This is a genomic window from Rhizobium ecuadorense (assembly GCF_001187535.1).
GTDB lineage: Bacteria > Pseudomonadota > Alphaproteobacteria > Rhizobiales > Rhizobiaceae > Rhizobium > Rhizobium ecuadorense.
This window is the reverse complement of record NZ_LFIO01000068.1, coordinates 1-350: the sequence shown is the minus strand read 5'-3', so window position 1 is coordinate 350 and position 350 is coordinate 1. Positions and strand designations below refer to the sequence as shown.

The 350-nt window shown below is 60.9% G+C and carries 1 pseudogene; it reads right to left on the bottom strand.

Features of this window, described 5'->3' with window-relative positions:
- A pseudogene (dnaE2, locus tag AF337_RS03055) lies at positions 1 to 350 on the bottom strand (error-prone DNA polymerase); the annotation flags it as partial.

Here is a 350-nt window from a genome sequence, read left to right as displayed (position 1 = left end):
CGCCAAGACATCCACCTTCATGAACTTCAGAGCCTCGACATCGTCCTTGTCCCATTCGATGATCTGCCGGTCTTTCATCGTCGCCGGCTCGATCGGTACAAGATCGTCCAGCCGGTCATGGGTGAGGACAAAGCCGCCGGGGTGCTGGCCGAGATGACGCGGCGCGCCCATCAGCTGCTGTGCCAGTTTCAGGGTGAGCGCTAAGCGCCGGTCGTCCGGGTTGAGATTGAGTTCCCTGATGTTTCGGTCGGGAATTTCTTCCGACCAGGACCACATGCCAGATGACAGCGCCTTGATCACGTCCTCCGGCAGGCCCAGCGCCTTGACGACATCGCGGATGGCTCCCTTGG